The organism is Bradyrhizobium sp. dw_78 (assembly GCF_018449525.1).
Taxonomy (GTDB): Bacteria; Pseudomonadota; Alphaproteobacteria; order Rhizobiales; family Xanthobacteraceae; genus Bradyrhizobium.
Genome location: NZ_JAAVUS010000006.1, coordinates 19,492 through 40,114, shown reverse-complemented (window position 1 = coordinate 40,114; position 20,623 = coordinate 19,492). Strand labels below are relative to the sequence as shown.

Sequence of the window (20,623 nt, the reverse complement as noted above, 5' to 3'; positions counted from 1 at the left end):
CCTATTTCGCATCTGCACAAACGACACTTTCTATTCGTTCAGATGAGATAACTTCATGTATCTGACAGCCTTGACCTAGCGCGGGGAGCGGCAAATGAGCGCGAGGCTGCCTTCTCTCAACGGGTTGCGCGCATTCGAGGCCGCGGCCCGGCATTTGAGCTTCACCCACGCCGCGTCCGAACTGAACGTCACCCAAACCGCGATCAGCCATCAGATCCGGCGGCTCGAAGAGGAATTGGGCGTTCGGCTGTTCATCCGGCAGAACCGCGCGCTGACACTGACGCCGGAGGCCAGGGATTACCTGCCGGGGATACGCGCCGCCTTCAACGACCTGCGGCTGGCGACCGACCGGCTGCTGCGCAGGGACAATGAGCAGGTGCTGACGATCTCCACGCTGGCATCGTTCGCCGCGAAGTGGCTGCTGCCGCGGCTTTCATCGTTTCAGGCAGCGCATCCGGACATCGATGTCCGCATCACCACCTCGACCGCGCTGGTCGATTTCCGGAATGGCGATGTCGACGCTGCGATCCGCTACGGCCGCGGTCACTGGACCGGCTTGCGCGCCGACTGGCTGATGGGCGATGAATTGTTTCCGGTATGCAGCCCGGCGCTATTGAAGGGCAACAGGCCGCTGAAGCGCCCGCAAGATCTGTTTCATCATACCCTGCTGCACAGCAGCGGCGGCTATGACGATGATTGGCGGCTATGGCTCACCGCCGCCGGGCTGCCGGCCGATATCTCGAAACAGCCGGGGCTGACCTTCGACCTGATCTTCATGACCGTGCAGGCCGCGATCGACGGCATCGGGGTGGCGATGGGCCGAACCACCTATGTCGCGGGCGATATCGCCAAGGGCCGGCTGGTGGTTCCTTTCAAGATCGCGCTGCCGGTGGATGCGGGCTTCTATCTGGTCTCGCCGGAGGCCAAAGCGGATTCGCCCAAGCTGTCGGCCTTCCGGCAATGGCTCGCCGCGTCGGCGCAGAACAAACCCTGAAAAACATCCGCGCGGGCGCCTGTCCGGTCGAACCGGTGTTTTCCGGTTGGTCGCGCCGCGCCGGCATGGCAAATTGATTTTTCAAGAGCAATGGCCGGCTGGCGATGGGCCTTTCCGCACAGGCCGCTTCGACACCGGGAGAGACTCGCCAATGTCGCAAACGTCCACGTCCCAGCCGCCCGCGATCAAGTCCCGCCTCGGCGCCATCCTGCGCGCGACCAGCGGCAACTTCCTCGAACAATACGATTTCTTTCTGTTCGGCTTTTACGCCAGCGCGATTGCGAAAGCGTTCTTTCCGGCCGAGAACGAGACCGCCGCTTTGCTTAACGCCTTCGGCGTGTTCTGGCTGGGCGCCTTGATGCGTCCCGTCGGCGCGATCGCGCTCGGCGCCTATATCGACAAGATCGGCCGCCGCACCGGCTTGATCGTTACGCTCGGCATCATGGCCATCGGCACCGTGGTAATCGCGTTTTGCCCGAGCTATGCCACCATCGGGATCGCAGCGCCGGTCATCGTGGTGCTGGGCCGGCTGCTGCAAGGGTTTTCGGCTGGTGTCGAGCTCGGCGGGGTCTCGGTCTATCTGTCGGAGATTGCCACCCCCGGCAACAAGGGCTTTTACACCTCGTTTCAATCCGCCAGCCAGCAGGTGGCGATCTTTGTCGCCTCCATCATCGGCTTTGTGCTGAGCGAAATGATGCCGGCCGCCACCGTCGCGGCGTGGGGCTGGCGCATTCCGTTCTTCATCGGCTGCCTGATCATTCCCGTTCTTTTCGTGCTGCGGCGAACGCTGGAAGAAACGCCTGAATTTCTCGCCATGAAGAAACATCCGAACGCCTCCGAGGTGTTCGCTTCGGCGATCGCGAACTGGCGCATCGTCGTGCTCGGCATGCTGATGGCGATCCTGACCACCGTGACGTTCTATTTCGTGACCGTCTACACGCCGACCTTTGGCAAGAACGTGCTGCAGCTTTCGAGTCAGGACAGCCTGCTGGTCACGGTGATGGTCGCCGTCACCAACTTCATCTGGAATCCGGTCGGCGGCGCGGTGTCGGACCGGCTCGGCCGCAAGCCGGTATTGCTGACGATCGCGATCCTGTCCTTCGTAACCGCCTATCCGGCGCTGCATTGGCTGATCGCCGCGCCGACCTTCGGCAAGATGCTCGCGGTCGAATTGATGTTCTCGTTTTATTTCGGCACCTATAGCGGCACCATGCTGGGCTCGCTGGTCGAAGTTGTCCCGGCGCATGTCCGCACCACCTGTTTCTCGCTCGCCTTCGCGCTGGCCGCGGGCCTGTTCGGGACGTTCACACCGTTTGCGTCGACCTGGCTGATCGAACATACCGGCGACAAGGCGTCCCCCGGCTACTGGCTGATGTGCGCGGCGGCGCTCGGGATCTTTGCTGCGCTCGCGATCTATCGCGGCGGCGAAACCATCCAGGCCCGCGAAGCCGTTGCGGCCTGATGCCATATCCAAAGGCCGGTCAGCCATTCGCGGCCGGCTGGTTTTGATTTTACATCCAAACACGATAACAACAGCGCATGGTCGATTTAGCCCGAAGATTTGACGTGCTGGTGATCGGCGGCGGCAACGCCGCGCTGTGTGCCGCGATCAGCGCGCGGCGGGCCGGTGCCTCCGTGCTGGTGCTGGAAGGCGCGCCGAAATTCTACCGCGGCGGCAATACCCGCCATACCCGCAACATGCGCTGCGCTCATGACGCGGCGACCGACATCCTGACCGGCCCCTATACCGAACAGGAATTCTTTGACGATCTGCTGCGCATTACCGGCGGCCAGACCGACGAAGAACTCGCCAGATTCATGATCCACGAGTCGAAGGACATATTGAACTGGATCGTCGAACAGGGCGTGCGCTGGCAGCCCTCGCTCGGCGGCACGCTCAGCCTCGGCCGGACCAATTCGTTCTTCCTCGGCGGCGGCCGGGCGATGCTGAACGCGCTCTATCTCACCGCCGAACAGCTTGGCGTCGATATCCTGTACGACGCCGAAGTCACCGACCTCATCATCGAACACGGCATGTTCCTCTCGGCGATGCTGAAGCAGCCGGCCGGCGACATCGCGGAAGTGCGCGCCGCGGCGCTGGTGGCGGCGGCCGGCGGTTTCGAGGCCAATATCGAATGGCTGAAGGAATATTGGGGCGAGGCCGCCGATAATTTCCTGATCCGCGGCACGCCCTATAATCGCGGCTCGATCCTGAAGATGCTGCTCGCCAAGGGCGTCCAGGAAGTCGGCGATCCCACGCAATGCCATGCGGTCGCGATCGACGCCCGCGCGCCGAAATTCGACGGCGGCATCATCACCCGCCATGATTCGGTGGTGTTCGGCATCGTCGTCAACAAGCATGCGCAGCGCTTCTACGACGAAGGCGAGGACATCTGGCCGAAGCGTTACGCGATCTGGGGACGCCTGGTTGCCGCGCAGCCGGACCAGATTGCCTATATTATTTTCGATTCATCGGTGCTGACCAGTTTCATGCCGACGCTGTTTCCGCCGATCAGGGCCGACACCATCGCCGAATTCGCAGGCCAGTTCGAGCTCGATCCGGCCGCCCTGGAAAAGACCGTCGCCGATTTCAACGCGGCGGTGCAACCCGGCACCTTCGACCACACCATTCTCGACGATTGCCGCACCGACGGATTGACGCCGCCGAAGACGCATTGGGCGCGACGGATCGAGACGCCGCCTTATTACGCCTATCCGGTGCGGCCCGGCATCACCTTCACCTATCTCGGTACCCGCGTGAACAGGCAGGCGCGGATGCTGATGAAGGATGGCAAGCCTTCCGCCAACATGTTCGCGGCCGGCGAGATCATGGCGGGCAATGTGCTGGGCAAGGGCTACGCGGCCGGCATCGGCATGACCATCGGCAGCGTATTCGGACGGATCGCGGGGCAGGAAGCGGCGCAAAATGCACGGAACTAAGATTCTCGAGGAGGCCGACCGGCTGATGACGGTCTGCAACTCCTGCCGCTATTGCGAAGGCCTGTGCGCGGTATTCCCGGCGATGGAGATGCGCCGCTCGTTCTCGGACGGCGACCTCAATTATCTCGCCAATCTCTGCCATGCCTGCGGCGCCTGCTACACCGACTGCCAGTTCTCGCCGCCGCACGAATATAACGTCAACGTCCCGCAGACGCTGGCGATTGCGCGCGCCGAATCCTATGCCGCCTATGCCTGGCCGCGGACATTCTCGGGCCTGTTCGCGCGCAACGGACTTGCGATCAGCCTGATCGCCGCGTTGAGCGTGGCGGCGTTCATCTACGGCTTTGCCGCGTTCAACGATCCGCAAGTGCTGTACGGCATCCACACCGGCCCCGGCGCCTTCTACCAGTTGATGCCGCACAACGCGATGGCCGCGCTGTTCGGCGCCGCGTTCGTGTATGCGATGCTGGCGCTATCGATGAGCCTGCGCGCGTTCTGGCGTGATATCGGCGAGCCTGTCGGCATGAAGGCGGATGCAGGCTCCTTGTTCCAGGCGATGCGGGATGCCGGTGAGTTGCGCTATCTCGACGGCGGCGGCGTCGGCTGCTTCAATGAGGACGACCACCCGACCGACCGGCGCAAGATGTTTCATCACCTCACCTTCTACGGTTTCCTGCTGTGCTTCGCCGCGACCTGCGCCGGCACGCTCTACCACTACCTGCTCGGACGCGAGGCGCCCTATGCGTGGTGGGATCTGCCGGTCGTGCTCGGCACGCTCGGCGGCATCGGCCTGCTGATCGGGCCGATCGGATTGCTCGCGGAAAAAGCCAAGCGCGATCCCGTGCTGGTGGATCGGGCGCAAACCGGCATGGATACAGCCTTCATCCTGATGCTGTTCCTGACGGCCCTGAGCGGGCTTGCGCTGTTGCTGTGGCGCGACACCACGGCGATGGGCCCGCTGCTGGCGCTTCACCTCGGCGTGGTGTTCGCGCTCTTCATCACCCTGCCCTATGGCAAGTTCGTCCACGGACTCTACCGCTACGCCGCGCTGGTGCGCTATGCACGGGAGCGGCGGATGGTGGGGCATGGTGCGTAAGACACTCGTCGCCATCATTCCGGGGCGCGCGGCAGAGCGAACCCGGAATCTCGCACCGATGTCCTCTGGATTCCGGCTTCGTTCGTTTCACTCGCGTCCCGGAATGACGATGATACAAATCCACCGCCGCGTAATCATGTTCGACGCTAGCCGCGACGGCCTCAGCTTTCTTCTACCCGCGCGGGGTTTCGATCACGGCATCTTGTTGGCCGCGCCGCTTGGTTCTTGACCCGCATTCAAGCAGGGTCGCGGGCAGCCCGCAGATCGGCCAACGATGCGGTGCTGTGCCAGGGAATTTGCAAAATACGCGATGGGAGATTTGAAATGCTTCGGATTGGAATCGCAACGATCGCCGCCACCATGCTGGCCGGGGCAGCCATCGCCCAGCAACCGGCGCCCGCCGCACCGCCGCCGCCCGACTTCTCCAAGGTCGAGATCAAGACCACCGATCTCGGCGATCATATGTACATGCTGGAGGGCCAGGGCGGAAATATCACCGTGGCGGTCGCCGGCGACGGCATCATCATGGTCGATGGAGAATTCGCGCCGCTGCATGACAAGATCAAGGCGGCGATCTCGGCGGTTTCCAACCAGCCGGTCAAATATCTCATCAACACCCATTTCCACGGCGATCACACCGGCGGCAACGCGCTGTTTGCCAAGGACGGCGTCGCCATCGTCGCCCATGTTAATGTCAAGAACAGGCTGGCCGCCGGCACCACCAACTGGCTGACCGGCGTCAAGACGCCGCCGGCGCCGGCGGACGCACTACCGACGAAAACCTATACCGACGCCTATCACATCAGGCTCCGCGGCCGCGTCGCCGATCTCAAACATATCGCCAACGCGCATACCGACGGCGACACCTATGTCTGGTTCAGGACCGCCAACGTGCTGTCGACCGGCGATACCTTCACCAACGGACGCTACCCCAATATCGATTTCGCCAATGGCGGAAACATCAAGGGCATGATCGCGGCCACCGATGCCTACCTCAAGATCGTCAACGACAAGACCCGCATCGTGCCGGGCCACGGACCGCTCGGCGACAAGGCGGCGCTGGTGGAATACCGAAAGATGCTGGTCACGGCGCGTGACCGCATGGCGAAGCTGGTCAAGGACGGCAAGAGCGAGGACGATGTCGTGGCGGCAAAACCGTTCGCCGATCTCGACGCGAAATGGGCGATGAACGATCTTGCCGGCAAGAACTTCATTCGCGTCGTCTATCATTCCCTGGCCGACAAGAACGACGCAAGGACAGACAACAGGAAAGGCGCATCATGAAGGATCTGGTTATCATCGCCGAGCGGATCGCCGCCAAACTGGTCGAGCGAAAACAGACCATTGCGGTCGCGGAATCCTCAACCGGCGGCCTGATCTCGGCCGCGCTGCTCGCTGTACCGGGCGCGTCGGCCTATTTCCTTGGCGGTGCGGTGGTCTACACCCGCGACGGCCGCCGGATCCTGATGGACATCCAGGACGACGTGATGAAAGGGCTTCGCCCGTCATCGGAGCCCTACGCCAAATTGCTGGCGGACCGGGTGCGCGAGCGCTTTTCCGCCGATTGGGGATTGTCCGAAACCGGCGCGACGGGGCCGACGGGAAATCGCTACGGCGACGCCGCCGGCCATAGCTGCATCGGCATCGCAGGGATCGAGACGGTTGCGATGACGCTCGAAACCGGCAGCAGCGACCGGCTCGGCAACATGCAGGTGTTTGCCGCGACGGCGCTCAATTTCCTGCTGAAAAACCTGTCGCGGTGAAACGAGGCTTGTTTCAAGAAGAGCTGAATCCGTGGTGAGAGGTTACGCTCTATCGATGGATAGCAACCCCTCACCCGGATCGCTAACGCGATCCGACCTCTCCCTACGGGAGAGGTAAACGAGCGTTGGCTACGTTTTTCGATTCCCATCGGGAAATTACCTTTCCCGGAACGCGCGCATCAACTGGTCGCGCAGCGGCTTGACGAGATAGGACAGCATGGTGCGGTCGCCGGTCTGCACAAAGGCTTCCGCCGGCATGCCGGGGATCAGTTTGACTTCGCCGAGACGCGCGACCTGTTCCGGCGGCATCGAGACGCGGATGGTGTAATAGGACTGTCCGGTGCGCTGATCGGTGGTGACGTCGGGCGAAACGCGGGTGACGACGCCGTTCAGTTCCGGCGTGGTGCGCTGGTTGAAGGCCGACAGCCGCAGCAGGGTTTTTTCGCCAATCTGCAATTTGTCGATGTCCTGCGGATTGACCTTGGCTTCGACCTGGAGATCGTCGGCCTGCGGAACGATCATCATGATGGCGTCGCCGGCCGAAATCACCCCGCCGACGGTATGAACCGTCGATTGCTCGACCATGCCGTCCTGCGGCGCGCGGATGTCGACCCGGCGCAACTGGTCCTCGGCCGTCACCTTGCGCTCGACATATTCGCCGATCTTGTCGTTGGTCTCGCGCAAATCCTTGGAGACGTCGCTGACCATGTCCTTGTCGACCTGGATGATCTGCAATTCGGTCTCGGTGATCTTGCCCTTGGCCTGGGCCTTCGAGGCAATGTACTGCGCCCGTTCGCCCGCCAGCCGGGCACCGTCGCGTTCGAGCGTGGTCAGGCGCGTCAACTGCACGAGATGCTGATCGTAGAGCGAGCGAACCCCGACCAGTTCCTGATTCACCAGTGCGATTTCCTGATCCTTGGCTTTTTCCTGCGCGTCGAGGCCGGCGATCTCCTCATTGAGCTGCGTGATCCGTTCACGCAATTGCGCCTTCTGTCCGGCCCGGCCCGTGGTGCGGACCTCGAACAATTTGGCCTCGCTCGCCATGACATCCTTGACGTCAGGGTCATCGGCGCGATCGAGCAGGGCTGCGGGAAACGTGATCTCGTCGCGGCCCTGCTGCTCGGCCTCGAGCCGGGCAGCCCGCGCCAACGAAGCATTGAGATTCTTGGTGACGATCGCGAGGTTGGCCTTGGTCACGGTGTCGTCGAGCCGCACCACCACCTGGCCGGATTTGACGATATCGCCATCGCGCGCCAGCAACTCGCCGACCACGCCGCCGGTCGGGTGCTGGACCTTCTTCACGCTGGATTCGACGACGATCTGTCCCGGCGCGATCAGCGCGCCCGAAATCTCGGCGGTCGACGCCCAGCCGCCGAGGCCGCCGGCAAGCAGGACCACCAAAGTCAGGCCGACGATCAAATGCAGCCGGATCGAGGCACGCGCTCCCAGCGTTTTGCTGCCGCTCATGATTTGGCGACTCCGCCTTCGGAAACGATCTTGATCGGCGGCGGCGGCGCAACCCGCAGCACCTGGCCCAAAACCGTCTCCTTCGGCCCGAAGGCGTGCATACGGCCTTCCCGCAGCACCAGAAGCTGATCGACCGCCTCGATCCCGATCGGCCGGTGCGCCACCACCACCACAATGGCGCCGCGCTCACGCGCCGCACGGATGGCCCGCGTCAGCGCCTCGTCGCCTTCGGTATCGAGATTGGAGTTCGGCTCGTCGAGCACGATCAGGAACGGATCGCCATAAAGCGCGCGCGCCAGCGCCACGCGCTGGGCCTGACCGGCCGACAACGCGGTACCCTGCTCGCCGACCTGGGTATCGTAGCCGTCGCGCATCTTGACGATGATCTGATGCACGCCCGCTTCCTTGGCGGCCGCGATGATCTTGTCCGAACTTGCCTCGGGATCGAAACGGGAAATATTCTGGGCGACGGTGCCGGCGAACAGTTCGACATCCTGCGGCAGATAGCCGATGTGACGGCCGAGCGCGTCCGACGACCATTGGTCGAGCGCCGCGCCGTCGAGCCGCACCTTGCCGCGAAACGGCTGCCACACGCCGACCAGCGCGCGCACCAGCGAAGACTTGCCAGATCCGCTCGGCCCGATCACGCCCAATCCTTGCCCGGCCTCGAGCGCAAAGGTGATGTCCTGCAAGATGACCTTCTGATCGCCCGGCGGCACGATGCTGACGCCCTCGACCGACAACCGGCTCGACGGATCCTGCAGCTGCATTTGCCCGGACCGCGCCGGCATCTGCTCGAGCAGCCGGCTGAGGCGATGCCAGCTTTGGCGCGCGGCGACGAAACCTTTCCAGTGTGCGATCGCCAGATCGACCGGAGCCAGCGCCCGCGCGCTCAGGATCGAGCCGGCGATGATGATGCCCGCGGTGGCTTCCTGATGAATCACGAGATAGGCGCCCACGGCAAGCACCGCCGATTGCAAGGTCATGCGCAGCACCTTGGCGATGGCGCCGAGACCTCCCGTGATGTCGCTGGCGCGCTGATTGCCGGCCAGATAATTCTGGTTGGCCCCGATCCAGCGGCTGGTCATGCGCCCGGACATTCCCATCGCGACCAGCACCTCGGCATTACGCCGGCTGGTGGCGGCGAGATCGTTGCGGCGCGCCGCCAGCCCGGTCGCCTCGCGTGCCGGCGCGCGCGACATGTATTCGGTGACGATGGTGAGGCTGACGAGAATGATGGCGCCGACCAGCGCCGTCAGGCCGATCATGACATGGAAGGCGAAACAGATCGCGAGATAGAACGGCAGCCACGGAAGATCGAAGAAGGCGCCGGGCCCCATGCCCGAGAGGAAGGAGCGAACGGCGTCCAGATCGCGCAACGGCTGCAAGCCGTCGTTACGGCCGCCGACGGTGAGTGGCAGGCGGACGACGGTCTCGAACACCCGGCGATTGAGTGATTCATCCAGCGCGGTTCCGACACGGCCGAGAATTCGCCCACGGATCAGATCGAGAACACCCTGGAAAAAATACATGCCGCCGGCGAGGATCGCCAGACCGATCAGCGTCGGCACGCTCCGGCTCGGAAGCACCCGGTCATAGACCTCCAGCATGAACAGCGAGCCGGTCAGATAGAGCACATTGATCATGCAGCTCATGATGCCGACGCCGATGAAGGCGCTGCGGCAGGCCCGCAACGCATCACCGAGTTCGGAGCGCCGGACACCGGGAGCGGCTGCCATCTACTGAAATCTCTTCAATAAAATACTGGAACCCCATTTTACCGGGGTTTCCGGTCAGCGTCCATTTAAGTCGAATTAACCTAAATGCGGCGAACGGCTCCAACCGGTTTAAGGCTCTTGGAAGGAACTGATCGGGCCTGGATCGCTTGTATCCCGACCTCAACGCAGACCGGGAGATATCATGATCCGCCGCTTTATCGGAATTACCGTCCTTGCCGCCACCATCGCACTTCCCGCCGTCGCGCAAGCCCAGGGGGTTCCTGGCGGAATTGAACGAGGCTCAAGAGAAGGCGACCGCGCCGCCGGTCCTGTCGGCGCCGTGGTCGGCGGTGTCGTGGGAGGCGTGGTGGGTGGCGTCGCCGGGGTTCTGGGCGTCGATCAACGGCCGCGTTTTCGCAGCTATGTCGTCGAACGGCACGTCCCCTCCTACCATTATGGCGAGGATGTACGGGTTGGCGCCGTGCTTCCTGAAGCCGGCGTCACCTATTACGACGTGCCGCCGGAATATGGCGTCCATGACTATCGCTATACTGTCGTGAACGACCGCACGGTTCTGGTCGACCCGCGGACCCATCGCATTGTCGAGATCGTCGAATAGCACGATCGCCGATGTGAAAAATCAATCGGGGCCGTCCTTCCGGACGGCCCCTTTTTCAACTGAATGCGTGAGCGACGGAGGCGCGCCGCCGGATCAGAAACGGCGCAAGAGCCGCACGATCAACAACAGCAGGACCGCGCCGATCGCGGAATAGATGATTTCCGAGACGAGACCCGCCCCCAGATGGATGCCGAGCCGGGGAAACAAATAGCTTGCGACCAGCGCGCCGGCGATACCGATAAGAATATCGCCGATGATGCCGAAACCGGTTCCGCGCACGATCTTGCCGGCCAGCCAGCCCGCGACCAGACCGACGAACAGAATAACGAGAAGACCTTCATTCGATATGTACATAAAGTTCCCCCTGCACGCGCCGCACCGGCGCGCGGCGGCAAACTAGCCATAATCGCCTGACGTGACGACCCCCATCGCGCGAATTTCGGTGGGGTCGAGGATGTCTTCCACAGCGTAGGCCGGCCCATTTTCAATGAAGGCGAAACTTTGGCGCGGCTTCGGCGTTATCCCGGCATGACGCAACCGGATATTTGGTACGTGGCCTTTGGGCCGGACAAGGATGCGGACAGCGGCACAACAGAGCCATGTGCGCGATCGACACGGACGTTCAAGTCGGAAATCGACGCCAAGCTGTTCGCCATGCAGATCCTGGCAAAGGGCTGGACCGCCAGTGCGGGGACGATCAATCCGCATCAACCGAAATGCGTCGTCGGCGCTTCCGAGATAGAACGCTGGGCCGATTCCTGCCTTGCCGGCCGATATTAGCGATGCGGCCCATCCGCGATGCTACGTCGCGGCGGCGATAGCCCCGGAAGCTTCAGCCAGGATACATCTTGCGCGTCGTCCCGGCCCGATCTCCACATCGGGCGGAAGCTGCTCGACGCAGCGCGGCTGGACGAAACCGCAGCGGGGTGCGAACGCGCAACCTGCCGGCGCCGTGTCAAGCGACGGCGGCGTCCCCGGAATGGTTTCCAGGCGCTCGCCTCGCTTGGCGCCGTGGATGGTCGAGGCCAGCAAGCCCCGCGCGTAGGGATGAACCGGCGAGCGGACGATCTGCCTGAGCGTACCCTGCTCGACGATCTGGCCCGCATACATCACCGCGACACGGTCGCAGATTTCGATCGCCACGCCGATATCGTGGGTCACGAAAATGACCGACATGCCGAATTCGCGCTGCAACTCGCGCAGCAACAGCAGGATCTGGATCTGGACCGTGGCGTCCAGCGCCGTCGTCGGCTCGTCCGCCAGCAGGATTTTCGGCTTGCAGGCCAGCGCCAGCGCGATCATCGCGCGCTGCCGCATGCCGCCGGACATCTCATGCGGATAGGCATCGAGCCGGCGTCTGGCCGACGGGATGCGAACCACTTCCAGCATTTCGAGCGCGCGCGCCGTGGCCTCGGCGTGGCTCTTGCCTTCATGGCGCATCACGGTCTCGGCGATCTGCTGGCCGATGGTGTAGACGGGATCAAGCGCCAGCGCCGGCTCCTGGAAGATCATCGAGACGGTCCGGCCGCGAAAGGCCGAAAGCTGCTCCTCGTCGAGCGCCAGCACGTCGCGCCCGAGCACGCTCAGCTGCCCCGAGATCTGCGTCCGCTTCTTCGGCAACAGCCGCATCAGCGCACGCAGGGTCACGCTCTTGCCCGAGCCGGATTCGCCGAGCAGCCCCAGCACTTCGCCCTCGCCGAGCGAAAGGCTCAAATCGTTCACGGCATGAACGGTGCGTTCGCCGACGAAGCGAATGTTGAGATTGCGGATGTCGACGAGCCCGGTCATGCGCGCTTCGGCACCCGGTCGTGGAAATCGGTCGCGCGCTGGAACGCGGCACCGATCCGCAGCAGCAGGGCCTCGTCGAAGGAGCGGCCAATCAATTGCATCCCAACGGGAAGGCCGCCGCGGGTAAAACCGCAGGGAATCGCCAGCGACGGCAGACCGAGATAGTTGACAGGCCGCGTGAAGCGCGTGAGCCGCTGGATCACCGCTTCGGCGCCGGGACCGCCGCCGACATCGCTTTCGGCAATGGTCGGAGCCGGCACCGGCGAGACCGGCGCGATCACGGCATCGACGCCGGCGGTCGCTGCCGTATGCGCGGACACAGCCGGCCCGCGCCAGCGCATCGCTTCGAGATAGGTGATCGCGGGGATAGCAAGGCCGTTCTCCAGCCGCATCCGGACCTGCGGGCTGTAATCCTCCAGCCGTTCGATCATCCAGCGCTTGTGAAAGGCGGCCGCTTCGACCGCAAGGACCAATTGAGCCGCCGACGAAAGCTGGCGCTGATCGGGCAGTTCGACCTGCACGATCTCGACGCCCTCGCGCTTGAAGGTGGCAATGGTCTCGTCGAGCACCCGCGCGACCTCCGGGTCGAGATCGTCGACGTAGAAGGCGGTCGGCACTCCGATGCGCAACCCTTGCAACGATCCCCCGGTCGCCGCCACGTAATCCGGCACCGGCAGGGCGATCGCGGTCGGGTCTTCGGGATCGGCCCCGGCCAGCAGGCCCATCAACAGCGCGCAGTCCTCCGCGCTTTGCGCCAGCGGCCCGACGGTGTCGAGCGACTGCGACAATGGCATCGCGCCGGCGCGGCTGACCCGGCCGACGGTCGTCTTCAATCCGGTCACGCCGCAGAAATGCGAGGGCATCCGGATCGAACCGCCGGTGTCCGAACCCAGCGCCGCAAAGGTCAGCCGGGCTGCGACCGCGGCGCCCGATCCCGACGACGAGCCGCCGGTGATGTGATCGACATTCCACGGATTATGCACCGGGCCGAAATGCGAATTGTGCCCGGTCGGCCCATAGGCGAATTCGGCCATCTGCAACGAGCCGAGCCGGACCGTGCCGGCATCCTTCAGACGCTGCAACGCCGTCGCGGTGGTGGTGGCCGTGAAATCACGCCGGATTTTCGAACCGCAGGTCACCACCTTGCCGGCGTCGTAATACATGTCCTTGTGCGCCAAGGGCACGCCGTGCAGTACGCCGCGACGATTGCCCATTGCCAGCGCCTTGTCGGCATCATCGGCCGCCGCCAGCGCCGCTTCGGCCTCGATCGCCATGAAGGCGTTGAGGCGCGGCTGCCACTGATCGATCCGGTCGAGACAGGACTGGGTGACTTCGCGCGAGGAAAACCGCTTTTCGGCGATCGCCTTTGCGATCGACGTCAGCGACATCAAGGCCGGTTCAGCACTCATTTCGAAACCTTCGCGGTTTGCGCGAGAATAAAACTTGCGGGCTCGAGATCGAACGGCAGCGTGCCGGAGATCGGCGCAAAACCTTCGAGGGCCGGACCGATCGAATTGGCGATGCGCGTCGCGACCTCGGCGCTCACGGGCACGCCGGCCACGTCCGCCATTGTCTTGATCTCCTTGGGGCTCGGTCTCGTCATGCTGCGTTGGCTCCTTTCGCCGGGGCGCGGCTGTGACCTGAACCGGGAATGGCCATGTAGCACGCCGCCTGATGGCCCATTGTATCGAGGACGGTCAATTTTGGCGCGGCATTTGCGCAGAGCGGCTCCGCAAACGGGCAGCGGGTGTGAAACCGGCAACCGGGAGGCGGATCGATCGGATTGGGCGGATCGCCCGAGATCGGCGGCGTCTCGGTGCGGTGGTCGGGATCGGACGACGGCATCGCCGCCAGCAGCGCCCGCGTATAAGGATGCGCCGGCGCGTCCCACACCAGATCGACCGGTCCCAGCTCGACCACCTCGCCGAGATACATCACCAGCACGCGATCCGAGATATAGCGGACGACATTGAGATCGTGGCTGATGAAGAGATAAGTGAGCCCGAACTCGCGCTTGAGGTCGGCCAGAAGATTGAGCACCTGCGCCTCGACCGATTTGTCCAGCGCCGAGACGGCCTCATCGAGAATCACGAGCCGCGGCGACAAAGCGAGCGCGCGCGCGATATTGACGCGCTGGCGCTGGCCGCCCGAAACCTCGTGCGGATAGCGGTTGGCGAAGACTTCCGGCCGCAAGCCCACCTTGCCGAGCAGTTCGCGCGCCAGCGCGCGCGCCGCCGCGTCGGCCATGCCGTGGACCTTGGGACCGAAGGCGATCGACTGCTCGATCGTGAGACGGGGATTGAGCGAGGCATAGCTGTCCTGAAACACCATCTGCATGCCGCGACGCAGTTCGCGCAGCGACAAAGCGCGCCCGACCGTCATGCCGTCATAGATGATTTCGCCGTCATCGCGCTTCATCAGATGCATCAGCAGCCGCGCGGTGGTCGACTTGCCGCAACCGGACTCGCCGACGATGCCGACCGTTTCGCCCTTGGCGACGGAGAACGACACGTCGTCGACCGCGCGCACGGTCTTGCGCGCGCCGAACAAGCCGCCGCGCACCGGAAAATGCTTGGTCAGTCCGACGACCTGCAACAGCGGCTGTGCCGCGCCGCCGACATCCTCAACCGGCTCCAGCCGATCGACGGGCGAGATCGTTTCGTTGATGGCGTCAGTCATGGCATCAGTTCCGGATATCCATGGCACCGCGCATGCCGTCGCTGAGCAGGTTGAAGCAGATCGACACCGCGAAGATCATGACGCCGGGCAACGCCGCCACCCACGGATTGACGTAGATCGCGGTGCGCAGCGTATTGAGCATCAGGCCCCATTCCGGCTCCGGCGGCTTGGTGCCGAGACCGAGGAAGGACAGGCCGGCCGCCAATATCATCGATACCGAGATCAGGCCGGTGGCATAGACGAAGATCGGCCCCAGCACATTGCCCAGCATGTGTACGCGCATGATGGTGAAGGGGCCGGCGCCGGAGGCCCGCGCCGCCTCGACGAAATCCATGTTGCGCACGCCGGTGGTGACGCTTTCGGCCACGCGCGTGATCTGCGGCACGAACACGATCGTCAGCGAGACGATCGAATTGACGATGCCGGCCCCGAGCGCGCCGGAAATCGCGATCGCCAGCAGCACCGACGGAAAGGCGTAGAACACGTCGACGGTGCGCATGATCGCGGTGTTGACCTTGCCGCCGGCGTAACCTGCGATCAGGCCGAGCGAAGTCCCGATCAAGAAGCCAAGGATCACCGGCAATATGCCGATGATCAGCGACAGCCGCCCGCCATAGACCAGGCGCGCCAGCATGTCGCGGCCGAGTTCGTCGCTGCCGAGCGGATAGCCCGGCGTGGCGATATGGCGAAGACGGTGGATCATCGAGCCTTGATAAGGGTCGGCGAGCCCGAGCCACGGCGCCAGCACGGCCGAGAGAAAAATCAGGGCCAGAATGACGGCGCAGGCCATGCTGACCTTGTCGCGTGAAATGCGGCGGCCAACGGTTGTCCAGTAGCCGCGCGCCTTGTCGGCGGGAGCGGCTTGCAGGGCGGCATCGGTGATCGCGCTCATGGCCTTGTCCTCATCGGTCAGGTCCGCTTGATTCGCGGATCGATCGCGGCCTGCACGACGTCAACGATGAGATTGAGGAACACGAAAAACAACGCCAGCACCAGGATCGTGCCTTGCAGCAGCGGAAGATCGCGCTGGAAAATCGCCGAATTGAGCAGCAGCCCGGAGCCCGGCCAGGAGAACACGGTTTCGATCAGGATCGAACCGCCAAGCATGTAACCCAATTGCAGGCCCATCACGGCGAGCGCCGTCGGCGCGGCGTTCTTGAGGACGTGGCGGAACACATGGGTCTCGCGCAGGCCCTTGGCGCGCAAGGCCTCGACGAAATCCTGGCTCAGGATATCGCCGGTCAGCGAGCGCACCGTGCGCGTGACGATTCCCATCGGGATCACCGACGTCGTTACCGCCGGCAGGATCAGATAGCGGATGTGATCCCAATCCCAGCCCCAGGCGCTGGAGCCGCCGGGGCCGGCGCCCACGGCCGGCAGCCAGTTCAGCTCCACCGAGAAGATGATCACGAGCACCATGCCGAGCCAGTAATGCGGCACCGAGACGCCGGCGATCGCGATCGACGTCGCGACCCTGTCGATCCATGTGCCGCGGAAATAACCGGCGATCAGGCCGAAAAACAGTCCCAGCGTAAAGCCGATGATCGCAGCCGCGATCGCCAGCGTCACGGTGTTGCCGACCGCGCGCAGGACTTCGGTCAGCACCGGACGCCCGGTGGCGATGGAATGGCCGAGATCGCCATTGAGCGCTTTCCACAGCCACAGCCAGAACTGGACCGGCAGCGGGCGATCGAAGCCATAGGCGGCGCGCATCTGGTTCGCGAGCTCCTGCGACGCGTCTGCGGGGAGGATCGCGACCAGCGGATCGCCCGGCGTGATATGCACCAGCATGAAGCACACCAGCGCCACGCTGAGCACGATCGGGATCACATAAACGATGCGCCTGGCGATATAGACGAGCACGGTGGTCCCTGTTCTTTCCTTCTTCCCGCGTGGGAGGAGGCAGCCGCAGGCGGCCTCCGGCCGCCAATTTAATCCAAAACCAATTTAATCCGGCACCCATGCTTCGCACCTTTTATGCGAAGCGAAGCCACCCCCTCCCACAAAGGGAGAGGGTGAATAGCGATTACGCCCGCTTACGGCGTTATCGTCATGGTCGAGAAGTCGACCAACCAGCTTTTCGGCTGCACGAAGCCCGTGATCTTGGGACTCAGCGCCCGCGGACCGACGTCGTGCGCGACGTAAAGAAACGCCGCATCGTCGACCGAGGCCGCGTGCAATTCCGCCAGCGCCTTGTCGCGCTCGGCCGGGTCGAAGGTCTGGCGCGCCTTCTTAACCATCTCGTCGAATTTCGGGTTGTTGATATAACCCCAATTGTTCGATACCGGCGGCGCCATTCCCGACTGCAGGAAGCGCACCAGCGCGAAGAACGGGTCCATCGCCGAATAGGTCACGTTGATCGCGTTGGAACCCGTCGCAGACGGATCCTTGGCGCCCTTGCGCCAGTTGACGCTAAACAGCGTATTCCATTCGACCACGTCGATCTTGACGTCGAAATAGCACTCGGCCAGCGCCTGTTGCAGATACTCGTTCATCGGCAACGGCAGCATCTGACCGGAGCCCGATGTCGAGGTCTGGACCTTGACCGACAACTTCTTGTTCGGGCCGTAGCCGGCCTCCTGCATCAGCTTCTGCGCGGCCGGCAGATCATACTTGATCTGGAAGGCCGGATTGCCGCGCCAGGGGTGGCCCGGCTCGTAGGTGCCGGTGGCCGGCACCATCAAGCCGGCCAGCAGGCCGTCTTTCATGCCTTCGCGGTCGATGCAGAGGTTGGCGGCCTTGCGGACGCGGATGTCGTTCCAGGGCGAGCCTTCAATCCGCGAAAACTGCCACGGCCAGACATGCGGCTCTTCATTGGCGTAAATCTTGAAGCCGCGCTGCTTGATCTCCGCGACCGCATCGGGCGCCGGCGCCTCGATCCAGTCGACTTGACCGGACAACAACGCCGCGGTGCGCGCGTTGGGCTCCGGCATCGGCAACAACAGCATCTTGTCGACCTTGGGAACGCGTGCCTTGTCCCAATAATTTTCGTTCTTGACGAGCTCAAGCCGTTCGCGCGGCGTGAAGCTCGACATCTTCCACGGGCCGGTACCCGAGGCGTCGCGTGCGAACGCGGCCCAGGCGGCCTGCGATTTCGCCTTGGCATCGGCGCCTTCAGCCGCGTCGTAGAATTTCTGCCATTTGACCGGGCTCGCCATGTACAGATTGACGAGATTGATCGGCAGGAAGCTGTCCGGCTCGGAGGTCGTCAGTTCGACCGTCATGTCGTCGATCTTGCGCGCCGAAACCAATGTCGGCATCCGCGATGCGGTGACACCGACCTGGCTAACGTCGAATTGCGGCGCCTCCTTGTTGAGCACCTTGTCTACATTCCAGACCACGGCATCCGCATTGAACGGCGAGCCGTCATGGAATGTGACAGCGGGACGAAGCTTGAAGATCCACTTGGTGTGATCCTTGTCATCCACGTGCCATTCCGTTGCGAGGCCCGGAATGATCACACTGGGCTTATCCGCCGACGACAGATCCCACATCGTCAGTCCGTCATACATGGTCCCGCCGGCGAAGCGGTTGCCCTCCAACCCCTGATCCGGTTGACCCAGGGTGCGCGGAATATCCGCCGCGGTCATGCCGATGCGCACGACGGATTCGGCGCGACCGCTACACGGAAGCGCTGCCATCGCCGCAACCGCCAACATGGCGGTCGCAAATAACTGGGCTTTTGAATTTATTCCGATACGCATCGATCACTTTTCCTTTTGAATCACGTGACTATTTCTTATGCAATCGTATGCAACCGTTGTGCCAACGACTGATAGCGATCGCAAATTGTCCCTGCCGCCGCAACTCTTTGCCGCAGCCGGGCTGGAAAGAAACACATCTGCCTATTCTGGCATCAACCTTGCACGTTCATATCCGAAATTCATGCCACGGAGTCTAGTTGATGCGCGTTCGAAATTCGATGCTTCTGGCCGTTATGGCCATTGCCTTGTCCGCGTTTTCGGCGCGCGCGGAATCGGTGGTCCGCTATGGCATCTCGATGGCGGATATTCCGCTTACGACCGGCCAGCCCGACCGCGGCGCCGGCGCCTATCAATTCACCGGATATACGATTTACGATCCGCTGATCTCGTGGGACATGAGTGTCGCCGACCGGCCCGGCAAACTCGTGCCCGGCCTCGCCACCGAATGGAAAGTCGACGGCAACGACAAGACCAAATGGCGATTTACGCTGCGCAGGAACGTCAAGTTCCATGACGGCAGCGATTTCAACGCCGACGCCGTGATCTGGAATCTCGACAAGGTGCTGAACGACAAGGCGGCGCAATTCGACCAGCGCCAGAGCGCGCAGGTGAAGACGCGGCTGCCATCGGTCGCGAGCTATCGCAAGCTCGACGATTTCACGGTCGAGATCACGACCAAGACCGTCGATTCGTTCTTTCCCTATCAGATGCTGTGGTTCCTGGTCTCCAGCCCCGCGCAATATGAAAAGGTCGGCAAGGACTGGGATAAATTCGCCAGCCAGCCTTCCGGCACCGGACCGTTCAAGCTCACCAAGCTCGTGCCGCACGAACTGGCCGAACTGTCGAAGAACGAGGACTACTGGGACAAAAAGCGGATTCCGAAAGTCGACAAACTGGTCCTGATTCCGATGCCGGAGGCGCTGACGCGGACCAATGCGCTGCTGGCCGGACAGGTCGACCTGATCGAGACGCCGGCGCCCGACGCCGTGCCGCAACTCAAGGCGGCCGGCATGCGGATCGTCGACAACATCACGCCGCATGTCTGGAATTATCATCTCAGCGTGCTGCCGGGCTCGCCCTGGACCGACATCCGCCTGCGCAAGGCGCTCAATCTCGCCATCGACCGCGACGCTGTGGTCGGATTGATGAACGGCCTCGCCAAGCCCGCCAAGGGCCAGGTCGATCCGTCGAGCCCATGGTTCGGCAAGCCGACCTTCGACATCAAATACGATCCGGCCGAAGCCAAGAGGCTGGTCGAGGAAGCCGGCTATTCCAAGGAAAAGCCGCTGAAGACCACCTTCATCATCGCACAAGGCGGTACCGGGCAGATGCTGTCGCTGCCGATGAACGAATTCCTGCAGCAGAGCTTCAAGGAGATCGGCATCGACATCGACTTCAAGGTGGTCGAACTCGAAACGCTCTACACGGCGTGGCGAAAAGGCGCGGCCGATCCGAGCAACGCCGGCATCACCGCCAACAATATCGCCTATGTGACCTCCGACCCGCTTTACGCCATCGTCCGCTTCTTCGCCTCCGACCAGATCGCGCCGGTCGGTGTCAACTGGGGCGGCTACAAGAACCCGAAGGTCGATGCGCTGATCAACGAGGCCAAGCAGACCTTCGATCCCGCCAAGCAGGACGATCTGATCGCGCAGGCCCATGCGCTGATCGTCGACGACGCTGTCCTGGTGTGGGTGGTCCACGACACCAACCCGCATGCGCTGTCGCCGAAGGTCAAGCAATTCGTGCAGGCGCAGCACTGGTTTCAGGATCTGACCACGATCGGCGTGGAGTGAGCGAGCAGCAAGCTCACGTTGTCATTGCCGGGCTTGACCCGGCAATCCCTCACCTTGGG

At 63.2% G+C, this 20,623-nt stretch carries 19 protein-coding genes; 9 read left to right on the top strand and 10 right to left on the bottom strand.

Annotation, left to right across the window (positions count from 1 at the left end):
- Nucleotides 1-94: 94 nt before the first annotated feature.
- The 6 genes from HB630_RS16515 to HB630_RS16490 all read left to right on the top strand — a co-directional run bounded on the left by HB630_RS16515 (nucleotide 95) and on the right by HB630_RS16490 (nucleotide 6,793).
- Complete coding sequence (locus HB630_RS16515; RefSeq protein ID WP_213773335.1) at nucleotides 95-994, top strand: transcriptional regulator GcvA; 900 nt, start codon at nucleotides 95-97, stop codon at nucleotides 992-994.
- Nucleotides 995-1,145: 151 nt separating this feature from the next.
- On the top strand, nucleotides 1,146-2,456 hold the full coding sequence (locus HB630_RS16510; RefSeq protein WP_213773334.1) for an MFS transporter: 1,311 nt from the start codon (nucleotides 1,146-1,148) through the stop codon (nucleotides 2,454-2,456).
- A 77-nt stretch (nucleotides 2,457-2,533) separates the two neighbouring features.
- Complete coding sequence (gene tcuA, locus HB630_RS16505) at nucleotides 2,534-3,934, top strand: FAD-dependent tricarballylate dehydrogenase TcuA (RefSeq protein ID WP_213773333.1); 1,401 nt, start codon at nucleotides 2,534-2,536, stop codon at nucleotides 3,932-3,934.
- The gene (gene tcuB / locus HB630_RS16500) at nucleotides 3,921-5,030 is read left to right on the top strand and encodes a tricarballylate utilization 4Fe-4S protein TcuB (RefSeq protein ID WP_213773332.1); all 1,110 of its coding nucleotides are present in this window, start codon (nucleotides 3,921-3,923) and stop codon (nucleotides 5,028-5,030) included. Before tcuA ends, tcuB begins: the two co-directional genes overlap by 14 nt.
- A 324-nt stretch (nucleotides 5,031-5,354) precedes the next feature.
- Nucleotides 5,355-6,314 (top strand): MBL fold metallo-hydrolase, encoded by a 960-nt coding sequence (locus tag HB630_RS16495; protein WP_213773331.1) that lies wholly within the window; start codon nucleotides 5,355-5,357, stop codon nucleotides 6,312-6,314.
- Nucleotides 6,311-6,793 (top strand): CinA family protein, encoded by a 483-nt coding sequence (locus HB630_RS16490; RefSeq protein ID WP_213773330.1) that lies wholly within the window; start codon nucleotides 6,311-6,313, stop codon nucleotides 6,791-6,793. The genes HB630_RS16495 and HB630_RS16490 overlap by 4 nt, the downstream gene beginning before the upstream one ends.
- 156 nt (nucleotides 6,794-6,949) lie before the next feature.
- Here the strand turns inward: HB630_RS16490 and HB630_RS16485 are convergent, their stop codons facing one another.
- Together HB630_RS16485 and HB630_RS16480 are read right to left on the bottom strand one after the other, a co-directional pair.
- A complete protein-coding gene (locus HB630_RS16485) occupies nucleotides 6,950-8,260 on the bottom strand; it encodes an HlyD family type I secretion periplasmic adaptor subunit (RefSeq protein ID WP_213773329.1) in 1,311 nt (436 codons plus the stop codon).
- Complete coding sequence (locus HB630_RS16480) at nucleotides 8,257-9,999, bottom strand: type I secretion system permease/ATPase (protein ID WP_213773328.1); 1,743 nt, start codon at nucleotides 9,997-9,999, stop codon at nucleotides 8,257-8,259. Before HB630_RS16480 ends, HB630_RS16485 begins: the two co-directional genes overlap by 4 nt.
- 181 nt (nucleotides 10,000-10,180) lie before the next feature.
- Here HB630_RS16480 and HB630_RS16475 point away from each other — a divergent pair, with 181 nt between their 5' ends.
- Nucleotides 10,181-10,597 (top strand): DUF1236 domain-containing protein, encoded by a 417-nt coding sequence (locus HB630_RS16475; RefSeq protein WP_213773327.1) that lies wholly within the window; start codon nucleotides 10,181-10,183, stop codon nucleotides 10,595-10,597.
- A gap of 93 nt (nucleotides 10,598-10,690) precedes the next feature.
- On the opposite strand, the gene HB630_RS16470 is transcribed toward HB630_RS16475, so the two are convergent.
- Complete coding sequence (locus HB630_RS16470; protein ID WP_213773326.1) at nucleotides 10,691-10,951, bottom strand: GlsB/YeaQ/YmgE family stress response membrane protein; 261 nt, start codon at nucleotides 10,949-10,951, stop codon at nucleotides 10,691-10,693.
- A gap of 174 nt (nucleotides 10,952-11,125) precedes the next feature.
- Between HB630_RS16470 and HB630_RS16465 the strand changes: the two genes are divergently transcribed.
- Nucleotides 11,126-11,377 (top strand): hypothetical protein, encoded by a 252-nt coding sequence (locus HB630_RS16465; protein ID WP_213773325.1) that lies wholly within the window; start codon nucleotides 11,126-11,128, stop codon nucleotides 11,375-11,377.
- A 21-nt stretch (nucleotides 11,378-11,398) separates the two neighbouring features.
- On the opposite strand, the gene HB630_RS16460 is transcribed toward HB630_RS16465, so the two are convergent.
- The 7 genes from HB630_RS16460 to HB630_RS16430 form a co-directional block, all read right to left on the bottom strand.
- Nucleotides 11,399-12,385: an ABC transporter ATP-binding protein gene (locus HB630_RS16460; protein ID WP_213773324.1), complete on the bottom strand. Its 987-nt coding sequence runs from the start codon at nucleotides 12,383-12,385 to the stop codon at nucleotides 11,399-11,401.
- Nucleotides 12,382-13,794: an amidase gene (locus tag HB630_RS16455; protein WP_213773323.1), complete on the bottom strand. Its 1,413-nt coding sequence runs from the start codon at nucleotides 13,792-13,794 to the stop codon at nucleotides 12,382-12,384. Before HB630_RS16455 ends, HB630_RS16460 begins: the two co-directional genes overlap by 4 nt.
- Nucleotides 13,791-13,988, bottom strand: coding sequence for a hypothetical protein (locus HB630_RS16450; protein ID WP_213773322.1), 198 nt, complete (start codon nucleotides 13,986-13,988; stop codon nucleotides 13,791-13,793). The genes HB630_RS16455 and HB630_RS16450 overlap by 4 nt, the downstream gene beginning before the upstream one ends.
- Nucleotides 13,985-15,052, bottom strand: coding sequence for an oligopeptide/dipeptide ABC transporter ATP-binding protein (locus HB630_RS16445; RefSeq protein ID WP_213773633.1), 1,068 nt, complete (start codon nucleotides 15,050-15,052; stop codon nucleotides 13,985-13,987). Before HB630_RS16445 ends, HB630_RS16450 begins: the two co-directional genes overlap by 4 nt.
- Before the next feature lie 16 nt (nucleotides 15,053-15,068).
- Nucleotides 15,069-15,956, bottom strand: coding sequence for an ABC transporter permease (locus HB630_RS16440; protein ID WP_213773321.1), 888 nt, complete (start codon nucleotides 15,954-15,956; stop codon nucleotides 15,069-15,071).
- Nucleotides 15,957-15,973: 17 nt separating this feature from the next.
- Nucleotides 15,974-16,927 carry an ABC transporter permease subunit gene (locus tag HB630_RS16435; RefSeq protein ID WP_213773320.1) on the bottom strand — a complete coding sequence of 318 codons (954 nt, stop codon included), beginning with the start codon at nucleotides 16,925-16,927 and terminating at the stop codon, nucleotides 15,974-15,976.
- Nucleotides 16,928-17,100: 173 nt separating this feature from the next.
- Complete coding sequence (locus HB630_RS16430; RefSeq protein WP_213773319.1) at nucleotides 17,101-18,768, bottom strand: ABC transporter substrate-binding protein; 1,668 nt, start codon at nucleotides 18,766-18,768, stop codon at nucleotides 17,101-17,103.
- 200 nt (nucleotides 18,769-18,968) lie between these two features.
- On the opposite strand from HB630_RS16430, the gene HB630_RS16425 reads away from it, so the two are divergent.
- The gene (locus HB630_RS16425; protein ID WP_213773318.1) at nucleotides 18,969-20,564 is read left to right on the top strand and encodes an ABC transporter substrate-binding protein; all 1,596 of its coding nucleotides are present in this window, start codon (nucleotides 18,969-18,971) and stop codon (nucleotides 20,562-20,564) included.
- Nucleotides 20,565-20,623: the final 59 nt, after the last annotated feature.